The following is a 25,178-nucleotide window of genomic DNA, read 5'->3' on the forward strand; positions in this document are numbered from 1 at the left end:
TCGGCGAGATCGGCGCCCATGCCGACCGACTGGCTGCCCTGACCCGGGAAAATGAAGGCGATGCTCATCTAAGCCCGCTCCGTTCTTTGTAGATTCAAGGCCGGGAGGGTTAGGGGAAAGCCGCCGGAGGGGCAAGTGCGGCGCGCATAGGCCAAGGCTTGCAATCAGCGCGGCCACGTCCAAAGTGCGCACGCCCACGTAGCTGGACCATCCTTCCTCGGAGTCGCGCCATGAAGACCGTACTCGCCGGTGTCGCCGCAGCCGCCCTCGCCTTCGCGTCCCCCGCCCTGGCCGCCCTGAAGGTCGGCGACAAGGCGCCGGACTTCAGCGCCAAGGCCGCCCTGGCCGGCAAGGACTTCGACTTCAACCTGGCCAAGGCCCTGAAAAAGGGTCCGGTGGTGCTGTACTTCTTCCCGGCCGCCTACACCGCCGGCTGCACCGCCGAGGCCCACGAGTTCGCCGAGGCCACGCCCGAGTTCGAGAAGCTGGGCGCGACCGTGATCGGCGTCACGGCGGGCAATGTCGACCGCATCAAGGATTTTTCCAAGGAGCACTGCCGCGACAAGTTCGCGGTCGCCGCCGCCGACAAGGCGCTGGTGCAGCGCTACGACGTCGCCCTGGCGGTGAAGCCGGACTGGTCGAACCGCACCTCGTACGTGATCGCGCCGGACGGCAAGATCCTGCTCAGCTACACCGACGGCAACTTCATGGGCCACGTCCAGCAGACCATGGGCGCGGTGAAGGCCTACAACGCGGCCAAGAAATAACGAGCCTTTTGCGGTTTCAGCCAGCCGCGCGGGTTGAGCCCCGCGCGCGCTGGCGGAGATGATCGGCCATGACCGATCTCGCTCAAATAGAACTGGCTTTGCGCGGCCTCGCTGTCGGGGCTTTCGCGGCCACGGGCGTCTCGCTCGCCGCGAGCCGCAAGATGACGCCCGTACGCTGGCTGGGCGTCCTGCTGATGGCCTGTGCGATCGCCCACGTCTTCGAGAGCCACTTCTATTACACCGAGGACCGGCATTTCAGTCAGGTGACCTGGGCCCTGGCCGCGTCGGCGGCGGCCGTCTTCTGGCTGTTCTGTTCGGTGCTGTTCGAGGACGAGCCGAGGATCCCGGCCTGGCGTTACGCCATTCCCGGCGCGGCTCTGGCTCTCTGGTTCGTTGGGGCGGTGTTGCCGGCCTCGCCCGGCCGCGCGGCCGTCTGGTGGTCGTTCGCCGCCTATTCCCTGGTCCTGCACATCCACATCATGCTGATGGCCTGGCGCGGCTGGAGGATCGACCTGGTGGAGCGCCGCCGTCATCTGCGCGCGCCCATCGCCGCCGCAGCCACGGGTTACATGTTCATCCAGACGCTCTGCGATTTCGGTCTTGGTCATGGTCCGGTGCTGCCCAGCATGGTCCAGACGGTGACCCTGGCCGTGCTGGGCGTCGGCTCCGCCCTGGCGCTGCTGCGCGCGGATTCGGTGCTGGTCCAGGCCGCGCGGAGCCCCCGCGACGTCCCCGCGCCCAAGCCCGTCGAAACCCTCGACCTCACCCCCGCCGACCGCCTGATCCTGGCCCGCCTGGACAAGGCGATGAGCGAGAATGAGGTCTGGCGCGGCGAGGACCTGTCGATCGGCAGCCTGGCCGCCCTGGTCGGCGCGCCCGAACATCGCCTGCGTAAGTTGATCAACGGGACGCTAGGCCACCGCAACTTCGCCGACTACGTCAACGGCCGGCGGATCGAGGCCGCCAAGACCGCGCTGGCGGATCCGGAGCAGGCGCTGAAGTCGGTCTCGACCATCGCCTATGAACTGGGGTTCGGCTCGCTGGGCCCGTTCAACCGGGCGTTCCGCGCCGCCGTGGGCGTCACCCCGACCGCCTGGCGCCAGCAAGCGACTCCGCCGATCGCCCATTTGCGGCTGGTCGAAACCGGGCAAACCACGTCGAAAGCCGACAAACGGGCCTGATTTCGGGAACGGCGCGACCCGCTCCAAGTCCGGCGCTTCCTTGGAGCGGTTCATCGCCAAGGAGCCCCCGATGCTTGAAACCCTCCTCGCCTTCGCCCGCAACTGGCTCGACGCCATGCAGGCAGACGTCACCCGCTACGTGATCTTCTCGGTCGGCGTCTGGCTGGCCCTCTGGGTCGCGCTCGCCGTCCCCCTGGCCAGTCGCAAGATCCGCGACAGCCGCCCGCCGCCGCGCCAGTTGCTGATCGAGTTCCTGGTCTCGATCCGCTCGATCGCGATCTTCTCGACCATCGGCCTGCTGACCTTCGCCCTGTTCCGCGCCGGTCTGCTGCCGGGGCCTTACATCGCCAAGAGCTTGGGACCGGTCTGGTTCTGGACGAGCCTCGTCCTGATGATCGTCGCCCACGACGCCTGGTTCTACTGGACGCACCGGCTGATCCATGACCGGCGGCTGTTCCGGCGCTTCCACCGGCGCCATCACCGGTCGAACAATCCCTCGCCCTTCACCGCCTACAGCTTCGATTTGGGCGAGGCGGCGATCAACGGCGTCTTCGTGCCGCTATGGGTGATCCTGGTCCCGACCCCATGGCCGGTGATCGGCCTGTTCATGCTGCACCAGATCGTCCGCAACACCATCGGCCACTCGGGCTACGAGCTGTTCCCGGCCCGCAAGGACGGCCGGCCCCTGATCCCCTGGCTGACGACCGTGACCCACCACGACCTGCACCACGCCCAAGCGGGCTGGAACTACGGCCTTTATTTCACCTGGTGGGACAAGCTGATGGGCACCGAGCATCCGCAATATCTGCAGCGCTTCGCCGAGGTGGCGCGCCGCAAGCTGGAGACTACCAGTTCGCCTTCACCAGCTTGACCATGGCGCGAGCGTCTTGCAGCCGCCATTGCTCACGGTCGGTGTTGACGCCGCGCAAGCTGACCGTGAACTCGGCTGGGATGTCGAAGGGGCGCGTGAGGGACAGATCGACGCCCTCCTCGCCCCGCGAGCCGCCGCCAAAGGCGATCGAGCCGATCGGTCGCCCTTCCAGCGTCAGGGACGAGCGGATGTTGGCGCGGGCGACGGGCACCTTGTTCGGGACCGCCACCGCCTGGCTGGCGTCCATATCCATCGAGACGCGCACATAGTTGGCGCGCGGCAGAAGACCGAAGCCGAACATCTTCGACATCGACGAGCGGACCTTGGCCTCGCGGTCGTTCCACGACGCGCCCAGCGCCAGCGAGCGCTGGCCGATCCGGTCATCGTCCGGCTTCTGGGTCAGGTTGAGATCCAGGCCGTAGGTCGGGTTCTCGATCGTGCCGGCGCTCTTGACCGTCAGGGCCACCTTCTGGGTGTCGGTGGAGAGGTCGAGCGGCAGGGCCGCCGAATAGCCGGCGAAGCGGCCATCCTTGGCCGAAACCGACATGTTGGGCTTCTGAATCAGCTCGGCGCACGCCGGACCGCCAACGGCGAGCGCCGTCGCGAGCGCGATCATGAAGCGTGACGTCATCCCCATGGACTGTCTGCTAGCACACACATCCCTGAGGTTGAACCCCTGGGCGGCCATTTGTATGATCTGGAGACGTGGCGCCGATATCATGGGCAAAGCTCGACGCCGCTTGTCTTTCACCACCATTTCCTGTAGTAGCGCGCGTTCTCACGGAAGGCGGTCTTGCACGCACCCATCCGGGACCGGGGTTTCCCCGCTCGGCGTGTCGGATCCATCGTGGTCGACGGACTTCCGTCGTCGCCCGCGCCGCCTTCCACAACGGAAGAAGGAAAACATGGCGTTCTACGAACACGTGGTCATCGCGCGGCAGGATATCTCGCCGCAACAGGCCGAAGCTCTGAACGAGCAACTCAAAGCCCTGATCGAAGAGAATGGCGGTCACATCGCCAAGATCGAGTACTGGGGCCTGCGTAACCTCACCTACCGCATCAAGAAGAACCGCAAGGGCCACTACTCCCTGCTCGCGATCGACGCTCCGGCGGCGGCCGTGAAGGAAATGGAGCGCCAGCTGCTCATCAACGAAGATGTGCTGCGCTTTATGACCATCCGCGTGGAAGAGCTGGACCTCGAGCTGTCGCCCGTGCTGGCCCGTCGCGATCGCGGCGACCGCCCGGAGCGTCCGCGCGAAGAGTTCGCGGCGTAAGGGAGAAGAGAGATCATGACCGATACGACTGCTCCCGAAGCCGGCGCTCCGGCCGCCGCCGCTGGCGGCGCCCGCCGTCCGTTCTTCCGTCGCCGCAAGGTGTGCCCGTTCTCGGGCGCCAACGCGCCGAAGATCGACTACAAGGACGTGAAGCTGCTGCAGCGCTACGTCTCCGAACGCGGCAAGATCGTGCCGTCGCGCATCACCGCGGTGTCGGCCAAGAAGCAACGCGAACTGGCCAAGGCCATCAAGCGCGCCCGCTTCCTGGCTCTGCTCCCCTACGTCGTGAAGTAAGGGAGACGCCACGATGAAAGTCATTCTGCTCGAACGCGTTGAAGGCACCGGCGTCCTCGGCGACGAAGTCACCGTCAAGGACGGCTTCGCCCGTAACTACCTGCTGCCCCGCGGCAAGGCCCTGCGCGCCACCAAGGCGAACCTGGCCCACTTCGAAGCTCAGCGCGCTGAGATCGAAGCCCGCAACGTCAAGAACCGCGAAGCGGCCGCCAAGAACGGCGAAGCGCTGGACGGCACGCAATACGTCCTGATCCGTCAAGCCGGCGAAAGCGGCCAGCTGTACGGTTCGGTCGCCGGTCGCGACGTGGCTGACGCCATCCGCGCCGAAGGCGGCAAGGTCGACCGCTCGATGGTCGTCCTGGACAAGCCGATCAAGACGCTGGGCGTTCACGAAGTGAAGGTGAAGCTGCACGCCGAAGTGACCATCACGGTCACCCTGAACATCGCGCGCAGCCAAGACGAAGCCGAGCGCCAAGCGCGCGGCGAAAACGTCATCGCCTCGCAGTTCGAAGAAGAACGCGCCGCCGAAGCCGAAGCCGCCCAGGACCTCCTGGAAGGCGGCGCCGGCTCGCAAGAAGGCGACTACGCCGAAGCCTAAGACCCGTCAGGGTTCTGAACGTTTCAAGAGAACGGCGCGGAGCAATCCGCGCCGTTTTTTTCTGCGCCGCAGCGTAGAAATGCTCAGCTTGTGTGCATCCCCTCGCAATCCCATGTTCGCTGCGGGGGCGATCAAGACCCCCGCCTCGGGGCGTGAGGACGCATGTCCGCGCCCCGGCTACGAGAGGGGATTTCTCATGCGTTACAGAGCCTTGCTGCTGGCCGCCGCCTCGCTGACGGCCTTCTCCGCCACCGCCAACGCCCAGACCTCCGCGCCGCCGGCCGATGAGTCGACGGTCGAGCAGATCGTCGTCACCGGCTCTCGTGTCGCGCGCTCGCGCCTCGACACCATCTCGCCGGTCGACGTCGTCGACAGCAAGGCGCTGACCCGCCAGGGCACGCCGGAGCTGGCCCAGGCGCTCGCCAACCTCGCGCCGTCGATCGACTTCCCGCGCCCGGCCGTGACCGACGGCACCGACTCGGTGCGCCCGGCCACGCTGCGCGGCCTCGCCCCCGACCAGACCCTCGTGCTGCTGAACGGCCGCCGCGCCCACACCTCCGCGCTGGTGAACATCAACGGCTCGATCGGCCGGGGTTCGGCTCCGTTCGACCTGAACACCATCCCGACGGCGGCCCTGTCGAGCGTCGAAATCCTGCGCGAAGGCGCTGCGGCCCAGTACGGTTCGGACGCGATCGCCGGCGTCATCAACCTGCGCCTGCGCGAAGCCAGCAGCGGCGGCGGCGCCACCGCCAGCTACGGCGTCTACAACACCAAGGTGAAGACGACCCGCGACCCGGACGGCCGCAAGGCCCATGACGGTCCCGTCTACAGCGCCTCGGTCTGGCAGGGCTTTAGCCTGCCCAACGACGGCTTCCTGACCCTGACCGGCGAGTACTCGTACCGTAACCCGACCAACCGCGCCGACCTCGATCCGCGCGTCACGCCCAACAAGGTCACGGGCATCTTCGGCGACCCTCAGGTCGAGACCAAGACGATCTACGCCAACTTCGGCCTGCCGCTGAACGACGCCTGGAAGCTCTATGGCCTGGCCGGCTACCAGAACCGCAAGGGGCAAAGCGCCGCCTTCCCGCGCCTGGCGGACAACAGCAACAACTACGTCTCGGTCTATCCGAACGGCTATGTCCCGAAGATCACCACCGACATTGATGACTACAACCTGGCCTTCGGCGCCAAGGGCGAGGTCGCCGGCTTCACGGTCGACGCAGGCGTCAACTACGGCAACAACAAGGTCGCCTACGGCACCATCAACTCGCTGAACGCCTCGCTCGGCCCGAGCTCGCCGACCCGCTTCAAGGACGGGTCGATGCAGTACGGCCAGTGGGTCGCCAACCTCGACTTCACCCGCCCGCTCGAACTGTTCAACTTCGCCAAGGCCAGCACCCTGGCCTTCGGCGTCGAATATCGCGACGAAAACTACAAGATCCGCGCGGGCGAGACGGCGTCCTGGGCCAATGGCGGCAACGGCAAGGGCGCCGGCGCGCAAGGCTTCCCAGGCTTCCGCCCCAGCAACGAAGTCGACGTCAACCGCAACGCCACCAGCCTCTACGCCGACCTCGACAACCAGATCACCGACAAGTTCGATGTGGATCTGGCCGTGCGCTACGAGGACTATTCCGACTTCGGCTCCACGACGACCGGCAAGATCGCCGCGCGCTATGACCTGACCGACAGCTTCGCCATCCGCGGGGCCTATTCCTCCGGCTTCCGCGCCCCGGCCCTGCAGCAGCAGTACTTCACCACCACCTCGATCAACATCATCGGCGGGGCGGCGGTGGACGTCGGCACCTTCCCGGCCACCAGCGCCACGGCGGGCGTCCTAGGCGCCAAGCCGCTGGAACCGGAGAAGTCCAAGAACTACTCGGTCGGCGCGGTCTTCCACAAAGGCCCGTTCGAGCTGACGGTGGACGCCTACCAGATCGACATCGACAACCGGATCGTCCTTTCGGAGAACATCCAGGGCTCGGCCACCGGCACGGCCACGCAGAGGGCGATCTACACCCTGCTGCAGCCGTTCGGCGTGACCACGGCGCGGTTCTTCATCAACGGCGTCGACACCCGCACCAAGGGCGTGGACGTCGTCGGTCGCTACCGCCTGGACGACGAAGCCGCCGGCCGCTTCGACTTCACCCTGGCGGCCAACTTCAACGACACCAAGGTCAAGCGCGTGCCGACCACCAGCACGCTCTCGTCCCTGCCCGTCCCGCCCGCCCTGTTTTCGCGCGTCAACGTCGCGATCTTCGAGGAAGGCACGCCCGACAAGAAGTTCGTGGCCACCACCGACTGGTCCAAGGGTCCGTTCAGCGCGACCCTGAAGGGCGCGTACTATGGCTCGGTGCTGGTCCCCAACTCGAACCAGGCGCTGGACTATCGCACCGGCGCCAAGTCGGTCTGGGATCTCGAGGGCCGCTACGCCTTCGCCCAGAACGTCACCTGGGCCGTGGGCGTGAACAACCTGTTCGACACCTATCCGAACAAGGCGCCCGCCGCGGTCAACACCACCGGCGTGACGGCCTTCTCCGGCTTCTCGCCCTTCGGCTTCAACGGGCGGTTCCTCTATACGCGCCTGGCCTACAACTGGTGATCCAGAACTAGACCGCCATGCAAACGGTTGGGGCGCGGAGAGCGATCTTCGCGCCCTTTCCTATCCGCCCTACGTCAAGAACGGACGCCCGCTGAAGCACGTGCGCTTGCACTTTCAGCGGCTCAGAACATACACAGAATATCCCCGTTCATCTGACTCGCCGGGTCAACTCACCCCGCGCGTCGAAGCCTGCGTCGCGTTAACTTCCGATGATGTCCCTGGTACCCGCGCTCGACCTGCGTCCGCCGATCGAAGAGCCCACGATCAACGTGGCGCCGCACAATATGGAAGCCGAGCAGGCGCTGCTCGGCATCCTGCTGTACGACAACGCCGCCTACGAGCGGCTGAGCGACAACCTGCAGGCCCGCTGCTTCTACGAGCCGTTCCACCAGCGCCTGTTCCAGGCCATCGAGACCCACGTCCGCAAGGGCCAGCTGGCCGAGCCGATCCTGCTGGCCGACGAGTTCAAGAACGACCCGGCCTTCCAGGAGCTGGGCGGCCTGCGCTATCTGGCCGACCTGGTGGACCGCGCTCCGCCCGCCGCCAACGCCGGCGACTACGCCCGGGTGATCTTCGACCTCTCCCTGCGCCGCGAACTGATCCGCATCGGCGGCGACATCGCGACCGCCGCGCAAGGCGGCGGCGGCGACGAGAAACGCACGGCCCGCGACCAGATCGAAGCGGCCGAACAGCAGCTCTACAGCCTGGCTGAAAGCGGCGCGGCCTCCTCGGGCTTCGTCTCGTTCGGCGACGCCCTGCGCGGCGCGGTCGAGATGACCGCCGAGGCCTACAGCCGCGATGGCGGCATGTCGGGCGTCGCCACCGACCTGATCGACCTCGACCAGAAGATCGGCGGCCTGCACCCGTCCGACTTGATCGTCCTGGCCGGCCGTCCCTCGATGGGCAAGACGGCCCTGGCGACCAACATCGCCTTCAACATCGCCAAGAAGTACGCCTACGAAATCCAGCCCGACGGCACGCGGAAGACGGTCCAGGGCGGCGTGGTGGCCTTCTACTCGCTGGAAATGAGCGCCGAGCAGCTGGCCCTGCGTATGCTGGCCGACGCCTCGGGCGTGTCGGGCGACCGCCTCCGCAAGGGCGAGATCGACGCGTCGGAATTCGGCCGGGTCCGCGACGCGGCCATGGAGCTGCAGGAAGCGCCGCTCTACATCGACGCCACCGGCGGCATCTCGATCGCCAAGCTGACCGCCCGCGCCCGTCGCCTGAAGCGCCAGGTGGGCCTTGATCTGATCGTGGTCGACTATCTGCAGCTGGTCACGGGCTCCGACCTCGGCGCCAACGCCAACCGGGTGCAGGAAGTCTCGCAGATCACCATGGGCCTCAAGGCCCTGGCCAAGGAACTGTCCTGCCCGGTCATCGCCCTGTCGCAGCTGTCGCGTCAGGTGGAAGCCCGCGACGACAAGCGACCCCAGCTCTCCGACCTTCGGGAATCGGGCTCGATCGAGCAGGACGCCGACATGGTCTGGTTCGTGTACCGCGAGGCCTACTATGTGGGCCGCGCCGAGCCGCGCGAGGGCACGCCCGAGCACCTGACCTGGCAGGAAGAGATGGACCGCCTGCACGGCCTGGCCGAGGTGATCATCGCCAAGCAGCGTCACGGCCCGATCGGCACCGTGCGCCTGTCGTTCAACAGCGACACCACCCGCTTCGGCAACCTGGCCAAGGACCACTACTTCGCCCAGGCGCGGAACATTCCGTCGGACGAGTGATCTGTCTTCCGATCTCCCCGGCGAATGCCGGGGCCCAGATCGAAGCGATACGGCCACCGGAAGAAGCGCTGGCGGATCGCGAACCCACCCAAGCCGCTCAGGATGTATTTGGGCCCCGGCATTCGCCGGGGAAATCGGTATCTGGGAGTTTGACTAGGAGCCTCCCTCCAAGTCACCGTCCCCGCCTCGCCCTCTTCCCAGACGAGTCGCATGGACTTCAGCCCCCTGCCCACCTCCAGCCTGGTCGGCGCCTTCCTGCTGGCGTTCCCGGCGCTGTTCTCGATCGTCAACCCGGTCGGGGCCTCGCTGATCTTCCACCAGGCGATGTCAGGCCGGGCGCGCGAGGAGCGGCTGAAGCTGGCGCGGCAGATCGGCTTCTACGCCTTCCTGGTGCTCTTGGGCTCGCTGCTGCTGGGCGGCTACATCCTGAATTTCTTCGGTGTCAGCCTGGGCGCCCTGCGGGTGGCCGGCGGGCTGGTGGTGGCGATCCGCGCCTGGGGCCTTCTGATGGACCCGCAGGAAAACGAGGAGCGCAAGACCAGCCAGACCGAGCCCGCCCAGAGCCATGACGACGTAGCCTTCTTCCCGCTGACCATGCCGTTCACGACGGGGCCCGGCTCGATCTCGGTCGCCATCGCCCTCTCCTCCCAGCGGCCGACCGAGGGCGACGCCGTGGCGCCGTTCTTCATCGGCGCAGGGCTGGCCGCCGCCCTGGTCGCGATCATGGTCTGGCTGCTCTACAGCGCGTCCGAGCGGGTGATGCGGATGCTGGGGCCGGCCGGCGCCCGCGTTCTGTCGCGACTGGTCGCCTTCCTGCTGCTGTGCATCGGCGTGCAGATCATCGCGTCGGGCGCGGAGAACCTTGTGGCCAAGTTCATGGCCGCCCATCACGGCTAAACCATTGAACCGCTGGCCTGCGTCGGCTACGCCCTCGCCCGTGACCGACCTCCACGACGCCCGCCTCACCATCGACCTCGACGCCCTCGCCGCGAACTACAGGGCCCTGAAGGCGCGCGCGGGCCAGGCGGAGGTCGCCCCGGCGGTGAAGGCCGACGCCTATGGACTTGGCGCGGCGCAGGTCGCCAACCGGCTGTGGGTCGAGGGCGCGCGCTCCTTCTATGTCGCGCGGCTGGCCGAGGGCGTGGCGCTGCGCGCCGCACTGGGCGACCGCGAGGCCTCGATCTATGTGCTGGACGGCGCGACGCCGGGCGCGGGGGACACCCTCGAAGCCGCACGCCTGACGCCGGTGCTCAACAGCCTGCCGCAGATCGAGGCCTGGAACGCCCAGGCCCGCTCGGGCCGCCTGAAGGCCGCCCTGCACCTCGACACCGGCATGAATCGTCTGGGCCTGCGCCCCGAGGAGTTGAAGGTGTTGCTGGGCGCCATGGACCGCCTCAAGCGCCTGGATGTCGAGCTTGTGATCAGCCACCTGGCCTGCGCCGACGTTCCGGACCACCCGATGAACACCCGGCAGTTGGAGCGCTTCGCCGAAGCCGTCGCCCTGCTGCCGGACGCCCGCAAGAGCTTCGCCAATTCGGCCGGCCTGTTCCTGGGCGAGGCCTATCGCTTCGACCAGGCCCGGCCGGGGATCAGCCTCTACGGCGGCGGACCGGAAGGCCGCCCACACCCCGAGATCCGCGCCGTGGCCACCGTCCAGTCCCCGATCTTGCAAGTTCGCGTTGTCCCGCGCGGTGAGACGGTCGGCTACGGCGCGACCTGGACCGCGCCCGACACCACCCGCATCGCCATCGTCGGCGCGGGCTATGCCGACGGCGTGCCGCGTTCGAGCCATCCCAAGGGCCAGGTCTGGTTCGACGGCGGCCGCCGGCCGATGCTGGGCCGCGTCTCAATGGACCTGATGGCGATCGACGTCACCGACTGCGACGCGGCGCGCCCGGGCGCCATGGTCGAGCTGCTGGGCCCCAACATGCCGATCGACGATGCGGCGACGGCGGCGGGCACCACGGCCTACGAACTGCTGACCAACATCGCGCCTCGCGCTCAACGCATTTACCGCTGAGCCTGCGTCCGGCTTTGGCGCAGCCGCCCGCCAGCCTGTAGTCTCCAAGCATCCGAGAATCAGGAGACCTCATGGCCCGCGACGGCGCCGTCTACGCCTGCCAGTCCTGTGGCGCGGTCCAGACCAAGTGGTCCGGACAATGCCCGGCCTGCCAAAGCTGGAACACCCTGGTCGAGGAAGTCGGCGCCAAGCCGCCGGGCGCCCTGTCGGCGACCAAGGCGACGCGCGTGCGCGGCCTGCAGTTCACCGGCCTTGAGAGCGAGACCGCCCCGCCCCCGCGCATCCTGACCGGCGTCGACGAGTTCGACCGCGTCTGCGGCGGCGGCGTCGTGCCGGGCTCGGCCATCCTGATTGGCGGCGACCCGGGCGTCGGCAAGTCAACCTTGTTGCTGCAGGTCTGCGCCAGCGCCGCCGCCCGCGGCGTCTCCTGCGCCTATATCTCGGGCGAAGAGGCCGTCGAGCAGATTCGCGGCCGCGCCGACCGCATGGGTCTCGCCAAGTCGAACGTCAGCCTGGCCGCCGAGACCTCGCTGCGCGACATCCTGGATGGCCTCAAGCGCGACAGCTTCGACCTCGTCGTCATCGACTCGATCCAGACCCTGTGGAGCGACGCCCACGAGGCCGGCCCCGGTACGGTGACCCAGGTTCGCGCCTGCGCCACGGAGCTGGTGCGGCTGGCCAAGAAAAAGGGGGTGGCGATCCTGCTGGTCGGCCACGTCACCAAGGACGGCCAGATCGCCGGGCCGCGCGTGGTCGAGCACCTGGTGGACGCCGTCCTCGCCTTCGAGGGCGAGCGCGGCTATCCTTTCCGCATCCTGCGCGGCGCCAAGAACCGCTTCGGCGCCACCGACGAGATCGGCGTCTTCGAGATGGGCGACGTCGGCCTGCGCGAGGTCAAGAACCCCTCGGCCCTGTTCCTGAACGAAGGCGGCGAGCGCGCGGCGGGCGCCGCGGTGTTCGCCGGCATCGAAGGGTCCCGGCCCGTCCTGGTGGAATTCCAGGCCCTGGTCGCGCCTTCCGCGTACGGAACGCCTCGCCGCGCGGTCGTCGGATGGGATTCCGGACGCCTCGCCATGGTGCTCGCTGTGCTCGAGGCCCGATGCGGCCTTGGTTTTGGCGACAAGGACGTCTATCTGAACGTCGCCGGCGGCCTACGCATTACCGAACCGGCGGCGGATCTCGCGGCGGCGGCGGCCCTGGCCTCCTCCGCCCTGGACGTCGCCCTGCCCCAGGACTGCGTCGTCTTCGGCGAGGTCAGTCTGTCGGGCGAAGTGAGGCCCGTCAGCCGGATGGAGACTCGTTTGAAGGAAGCCGCGAAATTGGGATTTGGCCGGGCGCTGGGACCGCTCGCCGGCCTGCCTGAGGGCGGCGGATCGCTGCCGGTCGCGGGCGTGGCCCGCCTGACCGACGCCGTGCGCCGGATCGGCGACGAAATCTGGACGAGCCTGACGTGACGCCTTTCGACATCATCGCCGGCCTGCTGCTGCTGATCTCCGGCGTCACCGGCTGGCTGCGCGGCGCCTCGCGCGAGCTGACCTCGGCCCTGTCGTTCCTGTTCGCCGCCGCCATCGCCCTGTTTGGCCTGCGGATCACAGGACCGTTGTTCCGCAAGCTCATGGACCCCGACTGGGCCGCCACCGGCGCGGCCGTGCTGGTGGTCTTCGTCGTCTTCTTCCTGATCTTCCGCCTGATCGGCGCTCGCGTCACCGCCAAGCTGCAGGAAAGCTCGGCCGGCGGGACCGCGGACAACGCCATAGGCGCGACCTTCGGCCTGGTCCGCGCCTGCGTCGTGCTGGGCGTCTTCAACCTGCTGCTGCACCTGGCGACGCCGCCGGATCGGATGCCGCACTGGGTCGAGGACTCGATGTTCTACCCGCTGTCCGAAGTCAGCGGCAAAGCCCTCAAGGTCTTCGCCCCCAAGGGCAAGGCCCTGGCCGGCAAGCTGGCCCCCGCCATCAAGGACGCCGTCCACGAGGGCGCGGAGGACGGTGGCGACAATACGTCCGGCGAGAAATCGTCGGGAAAAGGCTATGATAGGGACCAGCGTCGGGACCTCGACGATCTGGTGGAGAAATCGCGATGAGCTTCCTGGGCCAGTCGACCGACCGCTATTCGTCCGCCCCCTGGCGCGATCCCGAGGACGATACGCTTCGCCTCGAATGCGGCGTGTTCGGCGTCTTTGGCGTCCGTGACGCCGCCGCCATCGCGGCGCTTGGCCTGCACGCCCTGCAGCACCGCGGCCAGGAAGCCTGCGGCATCGCCGCCTTTGACGGCAACCGCTTCCATACCGAACGCCACATGGGCCATGTCGGCGACGCCTTCACCGGCTCCGACCTCGTCCAGCGCCTGCCCGGCAACATGGCCATCGGCCACACCCGCTACTCGACGGCCGGCGGCAGCTTCATCCGCAACGTCCAACCGATGTTCGCCGATCTCGAGACCGGCGGCGTAGCCATCGCCCACAACGGCAACCTGACCAACTTCCTGACCCTGCGCGAGCGCCTGGTCCAGGAAGGCGCGATCTTCCAGTCGACCTCGGACAGCGAGGCGATCCTTCACCTGATCGCCCGATCGCGGAAGGCCAAGATCGTCGACCGCTTCATCGACGCCATCAGCCAGATCGAGGGCGGCTACGCCCTCGTGGCGATCACCAACAAGAAAATGATCGGCGTTCGCGACCCGCTGGGCATCCGCCCGCTGGTGCTGGGCGACCTGGACGGCAAGCCGGTCCTGGCCTCGGAAACCTGCGCCCTCGATATGATCGGCGCCCGCTTCGTGCGCGACATCGAGCATGGCGAGATGGTGGTGATCGAGGAGACCGGCGTCACCTCGACCAAGCCGTTCCAGACCAAGGCCGCCCGGCCTTGTGTCTTCGAATATGTCTATTTCGCCCGCCCCGACAGCGTGGTGAACGGCCGCTCGGTCTACGGCGTGCGCAAGCGCATGGGCCACAACCTGGCCAAGGAAACCGGCGTCGAGGCCGACGTCGTGGTCCCGGTGCCCGACAGCGGCGTTCCGGCCGCCCTCGGCTACGCCCAGGAAAGCGGCCTGCCCTTCGAGATGGGCATCATCCGCAACCACTATGTGGGCCGCACCTTCATTCAGCCGACTCAAGGCGTCCGCGAGCTGGGCGTGCGCATGAAGCACAGCCCCAACCGCGCCGTCTTGGCCGGCAAGCGCGTGGTGCTGATCGACGACTCGATCGTGCGCGGCACCACCTCGCTGAAGATCGTCCGCATGGTCCGCGAGGCCGGGGCCACCGAGGTCCACCTCCGCTCGGCCAGCCCGCCGATCAAATGGCCGGACTTCTACGGCATCGACATGCCCGAGCGCGAGCAGCTGCTGGCGGCTAACAAGTCGCTGGAAGAGATGGCCAAGTTCCTGGAAGTCGACAGCCTGGGCTTCTTGTCGGTCGAGGGCCTGTACGACGCCCTGGAGGCCGGTCCGCGCGACCCGGCCGCCCCGCAGTTCACCGACCACTACTTCACCGGCGACTATCCGACCCGCCTGACGGACCGCGAGATCGCCGAGGGCCGCAACGAAGCCAACGACAAGCAGCTGTCGCTGCTGGTCAGCGCCTAAGCCGCCGCCGGCATGGGTCTGAAGGATCTGCTCGAGAAGCTGAAGCTCGAGCCTTATGTCATCGCCCTGTTCGGCATGGTCGTGCTGGCCTCGATCCTGCCGGTGCGGGGCGAGGCCGCGCATGGCCTGTCGATCGTCGTCAAGCTGGCAATCGCCCTGCTGTTCTTCCTGCATGGCGCGAAGCTGTCGCGGGAGTCGGTTGTGGCGGGCGTCACCCATTGGCGCCTGCACCTGCTGATCCTGGCCTTCACCTTCGTAATGTTCCCGGTGCTGGGCCTGGTCATCAGCAAGGTCGGCGTCCTGCCGCCGACCCTGGCGGCCGGCATCCTGTTCCTATGCTGCCTCCCCTCGACCGTGCAGTCGTCGATCGCCTTCACCTCGATCGCGCGCGGCAATGTCGCCGCCGCCGTCGTGGCGGCCAGCGCTTCGAACCTGTTCGGCATCTTCATCACGCCCCTGCTGGTCGGCCTCTTGATGCACACCCAAGGGGGCGCGGCGGGCGGCTGGCAGTCGGTGCGCGACATCGTCGTCCAGCTGCTGCTGCCCTTCATCGCCGGCCAACTGGCTCGACCGCTGGTCAGCGCCTGGATCACCAAGCACAAGGGTCTGATCGGCTACGTCGACCGGGGCTCGATCCTGCTGGTCGTCTATTCGGCCTTCAGCGAGGCCGTGGTCGGCGGCATCTGGCATAAGATCTCGCCGGTGCAGCTCGTCATCCTGCTGGCCGTCTGCGGCGTGCTGCTGGCGATCGTGCTGGCGGCCACGACGTTCGGCGCGCGCGCCCTGGGCTTTTCGCCCGAGGATGAGCGCGCGATCACCTTCTGCGGATCGAAGAAGAGCCTGGCGACGGGCGTGCCCATGGCCGGCATCCTGTTCCCCGGCCCGACCGCCGGGATCATCGTCCTGCCGCTGATGATCTTTCACCAGATCCAGCTGATGGCCTGCTCGGTCATCGCCCAGCACTACGCCAAGCAATCCAAGGAAGCTTAAGGGCTGATCGCGGTTTTACGTTTTCCGCCCTCTGCTCTAGAACCCGCGCCATGACTCTCGACTCCCAAAAGCCGCTGGCCGGCCGCATCGCCCTCGTCACCGGCGCCACGCGCGGCATCGGCGAGGCGGTCGCCCTGGGCCTCGCCAAGGCTGGCGCCCACGTGATCGCCGTCGGCCGCACCCAAGGCGCCCTGGAAGCCCTGGATGACGCCATTCTCGCCGCCACCGGCGAGCGCGCGACCCTGGTTCCGCTGGACCTGCGCGAGCCCGACGGCCTGGATCACCTGGGCGCGGCGATCCATCAGCGCTGGGGCAAGCTCGACATCCTGGTCGGCGCCGCCGCCCTGCTCGGCCCTCTGACCCCGGTCAGCCACCTGGAGCCAAAGGGCTGGGACATGGTGCTGAGCACCAACCTGACCGCAAACTGGCGTCTGATCCGGTCGATGGATCCGCTGCTGCGCGCCTCGGACGCCGGCCGCGCCCTGTTCTTCTCCAGCAGCGTCGCGCGCACCCGTCCGGCCTTCTGGGGCGTCTACGCGGCCACCAAGGCGGCGCTGGAGGCCCTGGTCGACGTCTATGCCGACGAGACCGAGAACACGCCGATCCGCGCCTTCTGCGTCGATCCGGGCGCCATGCGCACCAAGATGCGCGCCGGCGCCTTCCCGGGCGAGAATCCCCAGACGGTGCCCGCGCCCGAGACGATCGTCCCGTTCATCGTGGACTTGGTCCGTCCGGACCGCGAGCCGCCCAAGGGCGTCGTGCGCTTCAAGGAGCGCGGTCAGGAGTCGCCCAGCGTCGAGGCCTGACGCCGGGCGCCCGAAGCCCTACCGCCCTTTCGGACGGCCAGGACCGGTGTTGCCGCGCACCGTTCGCGAACCGGCCGCGGGGCGACGCGGCGCGCCCGCCTTGCCGCCCGCCGCCTTGGCGCCGACCTTGTAGCTGGGCGTCGTCGAGACCTTCTTCTGAGCGCGAGGGCCCTTGGCCTTCACCGACTTGACGGCGGCCTTGCCGGGTTCGGACGCCGCTTCGACAGCGGGAGCCGCGACCGTGGGCCCCTTCTTCTTCACGGGCTTGACCGCGGCCTTGCCGGGATCCGGCAGCCCCGCGGCCTCGGCCGCCTTAGCGGCGGCTTCCGCAGCCAGGCGCTTGGACTTCTTGACCGTGTTGCGTGAGGCGCGGATGCGCTCTTCCTCGCGCTCGCGGCGCTCGAATTCGCGCTTGCCCCGCCCGCTGTGGCCCTTGGCCTCGCCCTCGGCATAGGGGTTGGCGCCCGACTTGACGGTGATGCGCAGCGGCACGCCGGGCAGGTCGAAGCTTTCGCGCAAGCTGTTCACCAGATAGCGGCGGTAGTGGTCCGGCATCTGGTCGGCGCGGCTGGAGAACAGCACGAACGTCGGCGGTCGCGCCTTGGTCTGGGCCATGTACTTGGGCTTCACGCGCTTTCCGTTCACGGCGGGCGGCGGATGGCGCTGCATCGCCATCTGCAGCCAGTCGTTTAGGTCGCGGGTCTTGACCTTGGTCGACCAATCGCGGTGCGTCTTGATCACGGCCGGCATCAGTTGATTGATGCCCTTGCCGGTCTCGCCCGACAGCGCCACGACCGGCGCGCCGCGCAGCTGCGGCAGCATGCGTTCGGCATGTTCGCGGAAGGCGACCAGCTGGGCCTGCGGATCCTCGATCAGGTCCCACTTGGCCAGCACGAACACCAAGGCCCGGCCTTCCCGCTCGGCCAGGTCGGCGATCTGCAGGTCCTGGATCTCGAACGGGTGCGTGGCGTCCATCACCAGTAGCACCACCTCGGCGAAGGTGATGGCGCGGATGGTGTCGGCGGTCGACAGCTTCTCGAGCTTGTCCTGGACCTTGGCCTTGCGGCGCAGGCCCGCGGTGTCGACCAGGCGGATCTTGCGGCCGTCCCACTCCCAGTCGACCGAGATCGAGTCGCGGGTGATGCCGGCCTCGGGGCCGGTCAGCAGGCGGTCCTCGCCGAGCAGACGGTTGACCAGGGTCGACTTGCCCGCGTTCGGACGGCCGATGATGGCGATGCGGATCGGCTTGGTGTCGTCATCCTCGTCGCCCTCTTCCGCCTCGTCCTCCTGAGGCTCGTAGGCGGTCAGGGCGGCGTAGAGCTCGGCCATGCCCTCGCCGTGCTCGCCCGAGATCGGGATGGGCTCGCCCAGGCCCAGGCGGAAGGCTTCGCCGATGCCGGCCTCGCCGGCCTTGCCCTCGGCCTTGTTGGCCGCGACGATCACCGGCTTGTCGCGCTTGCGCAGGATCGCGGCGAAAACCTCGTCCAAGGCGGTCACGCCCTCGCGGCTGTCGAACACGAACAGCGAGACGTCGGCCTCCTCGATGGCGGCTTCGGTCTGGGCGCGCATCCGCGCCTCGAGGCTGCTGTCATCGACGTCCTCAAAGCCGGCGGTGTCGATCAGCTCCAGTTCGAGATCGCCGAGATTGCCCGAGGCGTAGCGGCGGTCGCGCGTGACGCCCGGCTGGTCGTCGACGATGGCCAGCTTCTTGCCGGCCAGGCGATTGAACAGCGTGGACTTGCCCACATTCGGGCGGCCGACGATGGCGAGTTTCAAAGGCATAGGCGTCCAGTAGTCGATTTTGGCCCTCTTCGCAAAAGCGAAGGCCCGGGCCGGCTCTCACCGTCCCGGGCCCGAAGGCGTTTGATTGTCTTTCCAGCTCCGCGAGCGGAGCCGGAGGATCAGCGGATGGCGACCAGTTCGGCGTCGTCCGTGACCACGTAGATCATGTTCCCCACCGCGATCGGGTTGATCAGGACGGGCGAGCCGATCTTCAGGGTCTTTTCCTTGGCGCCGGTCTTGGCGTTCAGCGCCACGGCCTCGCCTTGACTGGACACCGTGATCAGGCGGCCGTTGGCCAGGATCGGCGTCGACCATAGGATCGGGTGCTTGGCGCGCTTCTTCTTCTGCTTCTTGCTCAGGGCCTCGGTGTTGTTGAGGTCCTGGATCCAGTAGACCGAGCCGTTCTCGCGCGAGACGCAGATCACCTGACCGGCCTTGTCGACGACATAGACCACGTCGCCAGCGACCCACGGGGTGGTGATGGCGGTGACCGGCAGGCTCCAGCGGGCCTGGCCCGTGCGCAGGTCGGTGGCGGCGAAGACGCCCGAGTGGCTGACGGCGAAGACGTCGCCCTTGTAGATGACCGGACGGCCCGGGATGTCCCGGATTTCCGACAGGGCGTTGGTGCGGCTGGCGCGGCTCAGCGCCTCGCTCCATAGGTCGTTGCCGTTCGCCGCGCGCAGGGCCACCAGTTCGCCCGAAGCGAAGCCGGCCACCACGGTGTCGCCGCTGACGGCGGGGGTCGAGGCGGCCAGGATGCGGGCGGGCTCGCTGAGGGCCTGATAGGTCCAGCCCGGCGCGCCGGTCGGCGCGTCGAAGGTCAGGAGCTCGTTGTCGGTCGAAACCACGAAGACGCGACCGTCGACGACGGTCGGGGCGGCGTGGATCGGGGTCGAGCTCGGCTGCGTCCAGCCGATGGCGCCGCTGGCCGCGTCGATCTGCGCCACGAAACGGAAGCCCGAAGCGACATAGAGCTTGTTGTCAGCGCCGAGCGCGAGGCCGCCGCCAAAGCCCAGACGGTCGTTCTTCTTGGGGATCAGGCCCAGGAAGCCGCCCTTCTTGGTCGGGCCGGCGGCCGGACGCAGATCCTTGTGCCAGACGGTCGAACCGGTCTTGGCGTCGAGCGCCGAGACCGTGGCCGCGCCGTCCATCACATAGATGCGATCGCCCGCCGAAACCGGCGGAGCGGTGACGTGGAACGTGCGACCGCCCTTCTTGCCGAAGCCGCGCTTCCAGGCGATCTCGAAGGCCTTACCCGCATCGACGTGCTCGATCGACTGCTCGGCGTTGCCGCCCGGCAGACGCCACTCGGTCTGGGCGACCGGATCGGGCAGGAAGAAGTCCGCGCCCTTCAGCGACTCGCTGGCCTCAACCTTCTGGTCGAAGGCGATGATCGAGATCCGCTGGCCTTGGCTGGCGGTGCTCTTGTTCTTGTCGCTCTTGTCGAACGGATTGAGCTTGGAAACCGTCGAGCAGCCGCTGACGGCCACCGAGGCCGACATCAGCGCCACCAGGGCGACGGAACGCTTGGACATCATAAGACGGCTCATTGGGCGGCGTTGGGGGCGGCGTTAGGGGCCGCGGCGGGCGGCAGTTGGCCCATGGGCGGCATGGCCGGCAGGCTGGCGGCGGCCTTCACCGCGGCGGCCAGATCCTTGGCCGTGCCCGAGTCGATCAGCTGCATGGCCGCCTGGGCGCGCTGGCGCACTTCCTCGGAGGTGTTGTCGAGCGAATTGGCCAGGACCACGAAGTCGCCGCGCGCGCCGGCGACGTCGCCGGCCTGCAGCTTGGCGAAGGCCAGCGCCTCCTTGGCGTACACGCGGTACGGGCTCTTTTCCCCCGCCAAAGGCGTCAACCTCGACTCGATGTCCTTGTAGGAGGCGGTGTCCATCAGGGCGAAGGCGGATTTGAGGCGGGCCAGGTCGCCCAAGATAGGATCAGGCGCGGCCTTGGCGGCCTCGTCGAAATAGGCGACGGCCTCCTTGGTCTTGTTCTCTTCGATACGGATGTCGCCCATCTGCAGCAGCGCCAGGGCCTTGTAGCCGCGCGCGCCGCCGTCGGCGACGGCCTTGAACTGGCCGAACGCCTTGTCCGGACCAGCCTTCTGGGCGGTCTCGAGCGCGGCCTGGTAAGCTTCCGAGGCCTTGTCGGCCTGGCTGGTCTGATAGGATTTCCAGCCCCAGTAGCCGCCGACGCCAATCACGGCCGCCGCGACCGCCGCCGCCACCCAAGGCAGCGACTTGACGGCGAGCGACTGATAACGCTCCGCCCGAAGCTGTTCTTCGACTTCGTCAAAAACATCGACCACGAAACGAGGCTCCGAAACAGGCGCTAGGACCAAAGGACGTCGCGCACGAACCCGGCCGACATCGCTGGTTTAAGACAGATTGTGGCGGGCGAAGGGCCGCCAGCCAAGGCGGCGAACCTATAGCGTGCCGCGCCCTGCCGCAACGCCCGCCGGACGGCGATCGATCCGTAAGGCTCAGGCCTTCTTCGCGTAGTAGGTTTCGGCCTCGCCTGGGAAGCTGCGATCCTGAACGTCGCGGGCGTACTGCGCCGCCGCACGCTGGATCTCGCCCTTCAAGTCGGCGTAGCGGCGGACGAACTTCGGGGTCCAGTCGAACAGGCCCAGCATGTCGTCGACCACCAGCACCTGACCGTCGCAGGCGGCCGAGGCGCCTATGCCGATCGTCGGAACGCTGACGGCCTCGGTCACCTCGCGGGCCAGGCCTTCGGCGACGCCCTCGACCACGATCGCGAAAGCGCCGGCCTCGGCGGTCAGGCGCGCTTCCTCCAGCACCTTGGCCCGGCCCGCCTCGTCCTTGCCCTTGGCCTTGAAGCCGCCTTCCAGCAGCACGGCCTGGGGGCGAAGACCGACATGGCCCATGACCGGCACGCCGCGCTGGGTGAGATAGGCGATCGTCTCGGCCACGGTCGGGCCGCTCTCGACCTTCACCGCCTGAGCGCCGGTCTCCTTCATGATCCGCACGGCGTTGGCGTAGGCTTCTTCGTGCGAGCCCTCGTACGAGCCGAACGGCATGTCGATCACGACCATGGCCTTGCGCGAGCCGCGCATGACCGCCTGACCGTGCAGGATCATCATGTCCAGGGTGACGCCGACGGTGTTGGGCAGGCCGTGGACGACCATGCCGACGGAATCGCCGACCAGCAGGACGTCGCAGGCGTCGTCGAGCGCCGCTGCGACGGGCGCCGTGTAGGCCGTCAGGCAGACGATCGGCTTGCCGCCCTTGCGAGCGGCGATGTCGGGGGCGGCCAGACGGCGAACCGTCTCTTCACGGTGAGCGGACAGGACCAACGCTCCTCAAGCAACGCGATTGGGCGCCGTTTGTGGGCCGGATCGCGCCGCGCCGCAACATGAACAGTGATAAGCCGCCTAGAGCGCGTTAGGTTTAAGTGTGAGCGGTTAAACCGCTCGAACGCGCTCTAGGTGTGAGAGATAGAGCCTGTTTATCTGGTTTAGATGGCTCCATCTAAACCAGACTGGCTCTAGAGCTCCTCGACGATACGCGTCACCGCGAAGGCCAGAGCCACCACCGCCAGGGCGGCCGCGAGCCAGACCGCCTCGGCGCTGGCCGGCGTGGTCAGCACCGAGTTGATCTTGGCGACGCCCGCGTCGTACTCGGCCGAGAGGTTATGACCGCCGTTGCGCGAGAGCTGCGCGATCTCGGCGGAGAAACGCGTCGACAGGATCTGGAACGCGCCGAACAGGCCCGCCACCGTGCCCGCCCCGCCAATGAACAGGCGACGCATCGCCCAGCCGCGATCGAGCTTGGACGCCACCTCGGCGTTGAACAGGGCCGCGTCCGGGAACGCCGGCGGTTCGGCGAACAGTCGGGTCAGTTGGGCTTCGAAATCGGGTTCAGCCATGAGCTTCCCTCCTCGCCCCCTCCTCGGACCGGGCGAGCTTCGCCCGGAGTTTATCCAGACCACGTTTGACATGGGATTTGACCGTGCCAATGGGAATGTTCAAGGCCTCGGCCGCTTCGCCGTGGGACCAGTCGGCCCCGTAGCACAGCGACACACACAGCCGCTCGCCGCGCGAGAGCGCCTTCAGCGCGTCGTCGAGATCGATACGGCTGGCGGCGTCGCCCGAAGCGTCCCGACTTCCAAGCTCCTCGACCGGCTCGACCGTATCCGAGAAGATCAATCGCGCCTCGCGCTTGACCTTCTTCAGATAGAGCCGGGCGGCGATCTTCTTGATCCAGCCGGCGAAGGTCCCCTCGCCTCGGAACTCGGCCACCTGCTCGAAGCCCGTGATGAAGGCGTCCTGCGCGAGGTCGTCGGCCGTCGCGGAGTCGGCGCCCAGCCGCCGCAGCAGGCCGCGCACGGCTGAGCCATGTCTGCGGACCAGCTCTCCGTAGGCCTGGCGATCGCCTCCCGCCGCCTTGGCGGCGAGCTCGACGTCGTGACCGGTTGGCGGGCTTTGCGCGCCCATGGTTTCAAGCCCCTCCCAAGGCTGCGGGCGCTAGACCCGCGGCTCCTTGTTCGGATTGAAGAAGCTGAGGACGATGTAGGCGACGCCGATCACCGCGGGGATGCTGGCGATGCCGAAGCCGTCGAAATCGTCACCGCCGTGGATGAAATCGCCGAAGTAAGTGGCCATCGCCACGCCGATGCCAACGGCCAGCCAGATCACGCCGGTGCGCAGGTCGCGCAGGCGGCTCGGCGGCAGCTTCACGCTCTTGGTCAAGGTTTCGATGACCTCGGGCGGCAGCGGCTGGCCCTTGTCGATCGCGGCGCGGATCGTGGCCTGCATTTCGGCGCGCTCTTTGCTCTTGAAGTAGAACGGCAACACGACGATGGCCACGACCATGGCGAAAGCGCCCAGCGGGACAAAGATCTCAGCACCCATGACCTAATCCTCCAGAATCTCGTGGAGCGACGCCCCCGGCGCCGCTTTCACAGGTAAGAGGCGTTCACGGCTCTGTTTGGAGGCGCCCGCCGGGATGAAACTTTCGTAAGGCGGTTTTTAGTCGCTAGAGAAGTCTTCGCGAGTCCAAACCCCGGGCGCGCCGATCATGAGCACCATCGCCTTTATCCTTGCGATCGCAGCGCGCTCATCCGCGCTCTCGAAGGTCAGTCGCCGCCGCCCCGCGCTTCGGATGCGGCCACGAAAGAAATAATTTCGGACATTGAATTGAACGACACCGTCGGACGGTGCTCGGCCAGAATCGAGGGCTTGGCATAGCCCCAGCCGACCGCGCCGCAGTCCAGGCCGACGGCCCGGGCGGCCTCGATATCCCGCGTCTCGTCGCCGATGCAGATAACCTTGTCGCGCGAGACGCCGCGCGCCGTGACCTGCTTGAACTTGCGCGCCTTGCCGAACAGCGAGGCGCCGCAGGCATAGAGGCTGATCAGCTCGGAGAGCTCAGGCCCCAGCACCCGGCGGATCACCTGCTCGCTATTGGAGCTGACCACCGCGATCTTGACGCCGGCGCCGTGCAGGGCGCGCAGCATCTTGGCGGTTTCCGGGAACAGCGGGATCGTGTGGGCGTCGGCGGCCATCAGCTTCTTGCCGGCGCGCGCGATCAGCGGGAGCTTCCAGGGCGAAACGCCCAGATAGCGGATCACCTCCCGCGTGCTGCGCCCGCGCAGCATCTCGATCTCTTCGTCGGTGACGGTCTTGAAGCCGTAGCGGCGCGCCATCGGATTGACGGCGCGCATCATCCACGCGGCGCTGTCGGCCAGCGTGCCGTCGAAGTCAAAGATGACCAGGTCGTACCGCGAGACGCCGTTCTCCCCCACCCGTTCAAAGTCCCCCTGAGCGCCGCGTCGTCGCGACCGTTCTCCCAAAGTGATAGACCGATCCCGGAAAGCTTGTCGTCCTAAACTTGCTCGGATGCGCTTAGAACCACGTCAATCTAGTCTAGCGCGGCCTCATAGAGATCCGGCTTGAAGCCGACCAAACGCCGGTCTCCCAGATCCAGAACCGGCCGCTTGATCATCGACGGATTGGCCAGCATCAAGCGGATCGCCTTCTCGCGGTCGATCCCCTGCTTGTCGGCGTCGTCGAGCTTGCGAAACGTCGTTCCAGCACGGTTGAGCAGCGGCTCCCAGCCCAGCTCGTCGACCCACGCCTCCAGGCGCGGACGATCAATCCCCGAGCTCTTGTAGTCGTGGAAGGCGTAGGCCCGTCCCCGGTCCTCCAGCCACTTGCGGGCCTTGGCGACGGTGTCGCAATTCTTGATGCCGTACATCGTCAGGGTCATGGCCGTCGTCCTCGGCGAATCCGCGTCGCCCATGGCCTAGATCAGCCAAGCCGCGACGCCAACCTCAGCCGGCGAGATCCCAGCTTTTGAGCACGATGTGGCGAGTTTGGCCGAGCTTGCTCTGGACGAGGACAAAGCGGTCGACCGTCCAACGGATCGGCGAGATCGCCTGGGCCGGAACCACTTGTCCGTCATAAAGCAGCGTCACGTGCGGGACAAAAGCCTTGTCCGGCTTCAAGCCAGCCTTGGCCATCTCCAGCCCCAGCCGCTGCTGAAAGCCGACCAGAGCGTCGAGACCCGCGCCGGCCTGCAGCGTGAAGGGATTGTTCCCCGGTCGGTTGGCGAAACTCATCGCGCGATCGAAGACGACTTCGAACGGCGCGGCGACGACGGCCGAACCCGCCGCCTCGCCCTTGCGCACGATCTCGGCGGGAAGACCCACATAGTCGCC

27 protein-coding genes are annotated in these 25,178 nt (G+C 67.6%); 15 read left to right on the forward strand and 12 right to left on the reverse strand.

Annotation, left to right across the window (positions count from 1 at the left end):
* Nucleotides 1-68: hypothetical protein (locus tag Q0379_RS05045; protein ID WP_299005203.1), on the reverse strand; the 68-nt coding region annotated here is incomplete at its 3' end.
* A gap of 162 nt (nt 69-230) precedes the next feature.
* On the opposite strand from Q0379_RS05045, the gene Q0379_RS05050 reads away from it, so the two are divergent.
* The 3 genes from Q0379_RS05050 (at nt 231) to Q0379_RS05060 (ending at nt 2,819) form a co-directional block, all read left to right on the forward strand.
* Nucleotides 231-767, forward strand: a complete 537-nt coding sequence (locus Q0379_RS05050; RefSeq protein ID WP_299005120.1) for a peroxiredoxin — start codon at nt 231-233, stop codon at nt 765-767.
* Between the two features lie 68 nt (nt 768-835).
* A complete protein-coding gene (locus Q0379_RS05055; protein WP_299005123.1) occupies nt 836-1,948 on the forward strand; it encodes an AraC family transcriptional regulator in 1,113 nt (370 codons plus the stop codon).
* A gap of 70 nt (nt 1,949-2,018) precedes the next feature.
* On the forward strand, nt 2,019-2,819 hold the full coding sequence (locus Q0379_RS05060) for a sterol desaturase family protein (RefSeq protein WP_299005126.1): 801 nt from the start codon (nt 2,019-2,021) through the stop codon (nt 2,817-2,819).
* On the opposite strand, the gene Q0379_RS05065 is transcribed toward Q0379_RS05060, so the two are convergent.
* Nucleotides 2,794-3,456: a hypothetical protein gene (locus Q0379_RS05065; RefSeq protein ID WP_299005129.1), complete on the reverse strand. Its 663-nt coding sequence runs from the start codon at nt 3,454-3,456 to the stop codon at nt 2,794-2,796. The genes Q0379_RS05060 and Q0379_RS05065 overlap by 26 nt on opposite strands.
* 268 nt (nt 3,457-3,724) lie before the next feature.
* Between Q0379_RS05065 and rpsF the strand changes: the two genes are divergently transcribed.
* The 12 genes from rpsF (at nt 3,725) to Q0379_RS05125 (ending at nt 16,715) form a co-directional block, all read left to right on the forward strand.
* On the forward strand, nt 3,725-4,093 hold the full coding sequence (gene rpsF, locus Q0379_RS05070; protein ID WP_299005133.1) for a 30S ribosomal protein S6: 369 nt from the start codon (nt 3,725-3,727) through the stop codon (nt 4,091-4,093).
* A 15-nt stretch (nt 4,094-4,108) separates the two neighbouring features.
* On the forward strand, nt 4,109-4,387 hold the full coding sequence (gene rpsR, locus Q0379_RS05075) for a 30S ribosomal protein S18 (protein WP_004615089.1): 279 nt from the start codon (nt 4,109-4,111) through the stop codon (nt 4,385-4,387).
* Nucleotides 4,388-4,400: 13 nt separating this feature from the next.
* Nucleotides 4,401-4,985: a 50S ribosomal protein L9 gene (gene rplI, locus Q0379_RS05080; protein WP_299005145.1), complete on the forward strand. Its 585-nt coding sequence runs from the start codon at nt 4,401-4,403 to the stop codon at nt 4,983-4,985.
* A 196-nt stretch (nt 4,986-5,181) separates the two neighbouring features.
* Nucleotides 5,182-7,587, forward strand: coding sequence for a TonB-dependent receptor (locus Q0379_RS05085; RefSeq protein WP_299005149.1), 2,406 nt, complete (start codon nt 5,182-5,184; stop codon nt 7,585-7,587).
* A 209-nt stretch (nt 7,588-7,796) separates the two neighbouring features.
* Nucleotides 7,797-9,317: a replicative DNA helicase gene (locus tag Q0379_RS05090; RefSeq protein WP_299005152.1), complete on the forward strand. Its 1,521-nt coding sequence runs from the start codon at nt 7,797-7,799 to the stop codon at nt 9,315-9,317.
* Between the two features lie 210 nt (nt 9,318-9,527).
* Nucleotides 9,528-10,214, forward strand: coding sequence for a MarC family protein (locus Q0379_RS05095; protein WP_299005155.1), 687 nt, complete (start codon nt 9,528-9,530; stop codon nt 10,212-10,214).
* Nucleotides 10,215-10,254: 40 nt separating this feature from the next.
* A complete protein-coding gene (gene alr / locus Q0379_RS05100) occupies nt 10,255-11,337 on the forward strand; it encodes an alanine racemase (protein ID WP_299005158.1) in 1,083 nt (360 codons plus the stop codon).
* Between the two features lie 71 nt (nt 11,338-11,408).
* A complete protein-coding gene (radA, locus tag Q0379_RS05105) occupies nt 11,409-12,791 on the forward strand; it encodes a DNA repair protein RadA (protein WP_299005160.1) in 1,383 nt (460 codons plus the stop codon).
* On the forward strand, nt 12,788-13,420 hold the full coding sequence (locus Q0379_RS05110) for a CvpA family protein (RefSeq protein WP_299005162.1): 633 nt from the start codon (nt 12,788-12,790) through the stop codon (nt 13,418-13,420). The genes radA and Q0379_RS05110 overlap by 4 nt, the downstream gene beginning before the upstream one ends.
* Nucleotides 13,417-14,919, forward strand: a complete 1,503-nt coding sequence (gene purF / locus Q0379_RS05115) for an amidophosphoribosyltransferase (RefSeq protein ID WP_299005164.1) — start codon at nt 13,417-13,419, stop codon at nt 14,917-14,919. Before Q0379_RS05110 ends, purF begins: the two co-directional genes overlap by 4 nt.
* Before the next feature lie 12 nt (nt 14,920-14,931).
* Nucleotides 14,932-15,909, forward strand: a complete 978-nt coding sequence (locus Q0379_RS05120) for a bile acid:sodium symporter family protein (protein ID WP_299005169.1) — start codon at nt 14,932-14,934, stop codon at nt 15,907-15,909.
* Between the two features lie 50 nt (nt 15,910-15,959).
* Nucleotides 15,960-16,715 carry an SDR family NAD(P)-dependent oxidoreductase gene (locus Q0379_RS05125; RefSeq protein ID WP_299005172.1) on the forward strand — a complete coding sequence of 252 codons (756 nt, stop codon included), beginning with the start codon at nt 15,960-15,962 and terminating at the stop codon, nt 16,713-16,715.
* Between the two features lie 18 nt (nt 16,716-16,733).
* On the opposite strand, the gene der is transcribed toward Q0379_RS05125, so the two are convergent.
* From der to Q0379_RS05175, 10 genes are all read right to left on the reverse strand, one after another.
* A complete protein-coding gene (gene der / locus Q0379_RS05130; protein ID WP_299005176.1) occupies nt 16,734-18,497 on the reverse strand; it encodes a ribosome biogenesis GTPase Der in 1,764 nt (587 codons plus the stop codon).
* A gap of 119 nt (nt 18,498-18,616) precedes the next feature.
* On the reverse strand, nt 18,617-20,047 hold the full coding sequence (locus tag Q0379_RS05135; RefSeq protein ID WP_299005179.1) for a PQQ-like beta-propeller repeat protein: 1,431 nt from the start codon (nt 20,045-20,047) through the stop codon (nt 18,617-18,619).
* Nucleotides 20,044-20,805, reverse strand: a complete 762-nt coding sequence (locus Q0379_RS05140; RefSeq protein ID WP_299005182.1) for a tetratricopeptide repeat protein — start codon at nt 20,803-20,805, stop codon at nt 20,044-20,046. The genes Q0379_RS05135 and Q0379_RS05140 overlap by 4 nt, the downstream gene beginning before the upstream one ends.
* Nucleotides 20,806-20,979: 174 nt before the next feature.
* Nucleotides 20,980-21,807, reverse strand: a complete 828-nt coding sequence (gene panB / locus Q0379_RS05145) for a 3-methyl-2-oxobutanoate hydroxymethyltransferase (protein WP_099537530.1) — start codon at nt 21,805-21,807, stop codon at nt 20,980-20,982.
* A 197-nt stretch (nt 21,808-22,004) separates the two neighbouring features.
* Nucleotides 22,005-22,385 carry a hypothetical protein gene (locus Q0379_RS05150; RefSeq protein ID WP_299005185.1) on the reverse strand — a complete coding sequence of 127 codons (381 nt, stop codon included), beginning with the start codon at nt 22,383-22,385 and terminating at the stop codon, nt 22,005-22,007.
* Complete coding sequence (locus Q0379_RS05155; RefSeq protein WP_299005188.1) at nt 22,378-22,953, reverse strand: RNA polymerase sigma factor; 576 nt, start codon at nt 22,951-22,953, stop codon at nt 22,378-22,380. The genes Q0379_RS05150 and Q0379_RS05155 overlap by 8 nt, the downstream gene beginning before the upstream one ends.
* Before the next feature lie 30 nt (nt 22,954-22,983).
* Complete coding sequence (locus tag Q0379_RS05160; RefSeq protein WP_299005191.1) at nt 22,984-23,370, reverse strand: DUF6249 domain-containing protein; 387 nt, start codon at nt 23,368-23,370, stop codon at nt 22,984-22,986.
* A gap of 224 nt (nt 23,371-23,594) precedes the next feature.
* On the reverse strand, nt 23,595-24,311 hold the full coding sequence (locus Q0379_RS05165; protein WP_299005194.1) for an HAD family hydrolase: 717 nt from the start codon (nt 24,309-24,311) through the stop codon (nt 23,595-23,597).
* A 68-nt stretch (nt 24,312-24,379) separates the two neighbouring features.
* Nucleotides 24,380-24,727 carry an ArsC family reductase gene (locus Q0379_RS05170; RefSeq protein ID WP_299005197.1) on the reverse strand — a complete coding sequence of 116 codons (348 nt, stop codon included), beginning with the start codon at nt 24,725-24,727 and terminating at the stop codon, nt 24,380-24,382.
* Between the two features lie 64 nt (nt 24,728-24,791).
* The coding region (locus Q0379_RS05175) for a 2'-5' RNA ligase family protein (protein ID WP_299005200.1) at nt 24,792-25,178 on the reverse strand (387 nt) is incomplete at its 5' end.

Origin of the sequence: uncultured Caulobacter sp., from assembly GCF_937900395.1 — a bacterium.
Lineage (GTDB): Bacteria > Pseudomonadota > Alphaproteobacteria > Caulobacterales > Caulobacteraceae > Caulobacter.